This is a genomic window from Daejeonella sp. (genome assembly GCF_044232565.1).
GTDB lineage: Bacteria > Bacteroidota > Bacteroidia > Sphingobacteriales > Sphingobacteriaceae > Daejeonella.
Genome location: NZ_JBIILQ010000251.1, coordinates 1 through 4,025, shown reverse-complemented (window position 1 = coordinate 4,025; position 4,025 = coordinate 1). Strand labels below are relative to the sequence as shown.

Below are 4,025 nucleotides of genomic sequence, written 5' to 3'. Positions count from 1 at the left end.
ATTCCTGATATTTTAGGTTCCGATGAAGCTTATTGCAATATTATGCATGCAGATGGCGCTGGAACAAAATCATCTTTGGCATACATTTATTGGAAAGAAACAGGTGATCTCTCTGTCTGGAAAGGAATAGCTCAAGATGCCATTATTATGAATCTTGATGATTTATTATGTGTTGGTGCTACAGATAACATTCTACTCTCCTCAACTATTGGTCGCAATAAAAACTTAATACCGGGTGAAGTAATTGCCGAGCTTATTAATGGCACAGAGGAAATTTTAAGTGAACTGCGTGAATTGGGTATAGGAATTTATTCAACAGGTGGCGAAACTGCTGATGTTGGTGATATCGTTAGAACGATAATTGTTGATTCTACAGTTACCTGCCGAATGAAGCGTTCTAACATCATAAGCAACGAGAAGATCTGTCCAGGTGACGTTATTGTTGGATTATCGTCATCAGGGAAAGCAAGTTATGAGCGGGAATATAATGGAGGTATGGGCTCCAATGGACTAACATCTGCAAGGCATGATGTGTTTCACAAATACATTGCTGAAAAATACCCGGAAAGCTATGACCCTGCAGTGCCTTACGAACTCATATTTTCAGGAAATAAGAATTTAAAAGATTCAATTCAAATACCTGCTACAGACTTTAATGAGGAGTTAAGCATTACGGCTGGAAAATTAGTCCTATCTCCTACCCGTACCTATGCTCCTATAATCAAGAAAATACTTGATCAACATCGTGAAAAAATTCATGGTATGGTGCATTGTAGTGGTGGTGCACAAACAAAAGTGCTGCACTTTATTAATAATTTACATATCATAAAAGACAATATGATGCCGGTGCCACCTCTTTTTAGCCTCATTCAAGAACAGTCTGCAACAGATTGGCGTGAAATGTATAAGGTTTTTAATATGGGCCACAGAATGGAATTTTATGTTCCAGAGGAAATTGCTGGATCTATCATAGAAATATCTAAATCCTTTCTTGTTGATGCTCAAATAATTGGTCGTGTAGAAAAATTTGAAGGCAAACAAGTATCGATTCGTTCACCATACGGGGAATTTATTTATCAATAGGAATTGAATAATTATATTCCCTTTCCTTGCTAATTAAATTGAATTTTTATTAAAATAATTATTTTCAAGAAATTTAGACTTACAACTAAAACACATTTTACAAGAAAGCCTTTTTGAAAATTCAAAAAGGCTTTCTTGTTTAAAATATGATGAATTTTCAATTCATAAATTAGTTCATAATTAATTTACCCTTCGGGACAGGTAATTTATTGGTTTTAATATCCAATTCATCAATTATATTCTTTGCTCCACCTAAAACATCAATACACCAAAGAACAAAACGTATGTCCACTGAGATCGTACGCTTATACTGCTTATCAAAAGCAATATCGCCACTCATAGCCTCCCAATTTCCGTCAAAAGCAATTCCAATTAATTCTCCATTACCGTTTAAAACTGGTGAACCAGAATTACCACCAGTAATGTCATTATTACTTATAAATCCAATTGGTAGAGTTCCATTTTCGGAATATTGTCCGAAATCACGTTTCTCATAAGCGTCAAGTAGGGATTTAGGAAGATCAAACTCGTCATCACCTGCTTGATATTTTGCCATCATACCGTCAATAGTAGTTTTAATATCGTAAATGATACCATCCTTGGGACTATAATTTTGAACTGTGCCATAGCTAATACGCATGGTAGAATTGGCATCAGGATATGATAATACTCCTTTATTTTTTTCTAATAGCGCTTTTAAATAAAGATTATCTAAACGAGTTTTCTCAGTCTGAAAATCAGCTAAAACAGTTCCGAAATTGTTTTTAATATATTCTTGTGGAATGATGTTTTTTGAATACTTATAAGCTGGATCAGCTTCTAAAGACTCTAAGCTTGGGTTTTGTAAAAACTGACTCATTTTGTCCGGATTTATAAGATTACTATTCTCCCATAAATAGCTTGCAAAGCTATTGAAGCTTTCAGAGGGACTAGCCTTTTCAAAATCAATCAGGATTTGGGAAATAAATTTAGGGTGTTGTGATTTCGGCACATCCTGATAAAAAGAAGTCAAAATTTGACCAAATATTTTCTTATCAGCGATATCTGAATAGGTTTTTTGATAGTTATCAACCAATAAACTCAAGTTTTTCTTCATTTGAGCTTGAAATGCGGCATCTTCCTTCCGTGAATTCATTGCTTTAAGCATGCTTGCCAATTGATTAGAATTCCGAACAAATGCTGTAGCCAATAAACCTTCATTTAGATATGTAATATGAACAGCATATGGATCATAAGTTTCATAAGCTTTTTTATATGAACTCATTAGTTGCGAATTTACTGCTGAGGAAGCAGACCATTTAGTAAACTCTTCTTCTTGCTGTCCTTTAGTTTCAGCTATTTTCAAGCGTTTTAGCTGCTCTGTTTGGCCAATAAAGTACTTCCAATAATTGGCGATATTTGCATAAATAGAAGATAGTTTCAATCTAGTATCTACACTTTTATCCATCTCTTCTTTCCATGCTTTAAGGCGGATATCGCGAAGTTTAACAGTAGTTGGGTTGGTTTTCTCCGTTGCTGATTTAACCCCGTAGGATGTTAAATAGCGGTCTGTGCGACCAGGAAAACCATAAACCATCGAAAAATCACCATTTTTAATTCCTTTGATAGAAATAGGCAACGATTTTTTTGGAGTATAGGGCTTGTTATTTAAAGAAAAAGTAGCTGATTTATTGTCTTGATCGGCATATACACGAAAGATAGAAAAATCTCCAGTATGACGTGGCCATTCCCAGTTATCTGTATCTCCTCCAAACTTACCAATCGACTGTTGTGGAGTACCCACTAAGCGAATATCATTGAATCTTTCATACACAAATAAAAGATATTGATTAGCCTTATAAACGTCTCTTACATCAGCTTCGTAAGTAGTCCCAGCGATTGCCTCGCCTGTAATTTTCTTAATGGCTTCAGCAATCTTTGCTGCCTTATCTTTCTCATCTACTCCGGCAATAGCTGCCATAATTTGAGGGCTTACATCTTCCATTCTGATGAGAAAGCGAACAAATAATCCATTAATTGGCTTTTCCTCCTGAAATGATTTAGCATAAAAACCATCATCTAATATATTATTGGATGAGGTTGAATTAGAAGCTATGGCATCATAACCACAATGATGATTAGTGAAAATTAAACCATTTTTTGATACTATCTCACCTGTGCAAAAACCTCCAAAAGAAACGATTGCATCCTTAATACTAGCTTTATTAACACTATAAAGATCTTCAGGTGTTAATTTAAAACCCTGTTTCTTCATTTGATCGTAGTTTTTCCCAATAAGCATTGGAAGCCACATTCCTTCATCTGCCCTTAAAGGCGGGACTAAAAACAATAAAATTGCCATCAGTAGTACTGATGTGTATTTAAGTCTATTCATAATTTATATTTAAGAAAAATTGGTACTACAAATGTAAGCTCTAGAATGACAATATAAAAATCATAAAAACTGAGCAAAAAAAAACCCGCTTCAGTTATGAAGCGGGTTTTTTGGTATATATCTACTATTGGAAATTGTAACGGAAACCGAATTGCATATAATAAGTAGATGCAAAAGTTTGAGAAGTTCCAAAAGTTGAACTTACTGGCTTGTTATTAAATGTATTTAACCAGAACGTTGGTTTTGTTGTTCCTCCTGGAGTTAAAGATGAAACATTTTGAGGAACAAGTATTGCACTATTTTGTACAAAATTAACATTTCCCCACTTGCTGTTCAAAAGGTTACCAAAGTTCATGATATCCATAGTGAATTGGAAGTTGTTTTTAGTTTTACCAAAATCTTTAAATATTTCTTGAGTAAACCTTACATCAACTTGATTTCTCCATGGTTGCTTAGCACCACTACGCTCAGCATATTTTCCTTTATTCTTCTTCAAATAATCATCTTGTTCAATGTAGGCGAAGAATAAATCATTTTGTTGTTGTGCTGTGTAAGCCACATTGCTTGT

General features: G+C 34.4%; 2 protein-coding genes and 1 pseudogene. 1 reads left to right on the top strand and 2 read right to left on the bottom strand.

From position 1 onward, the window contains the following. Positions 1-1,083 (top strand): AIR synthase related protein (locus ACILQF_RS11445; RefSeq protein ID WP_395627538.1); only part of this gene is annotated, 1,083 nt, incomplete at its 5' end. A gap of 169 nt (positions 1,084-1,252) precedes the next feature. On the opposite strand, the gene ACILQF_RS11440 is transcribed toward ACILQF_RS11445, so the two are convergent. Continuing rightward, positions 1,253-3,457: a S46 family peptidase gene (locus ACILQF_RS11440; protein ID WP_395627537.1), complete on the bottom strand. Its 2,205-nt coding sequence runs from the start codon at positions 3,455-3,457 to the stop codon at positions 1,253-1,255. A gap of 124 nt (positions 3,458-3,581) precedes the next feature. Further along, positions 3,582-4,025, bottom strand: a pseudogene (locus tag ACILQF_RS11435) (TonB-dependent receptor); the annotation flags it as partial.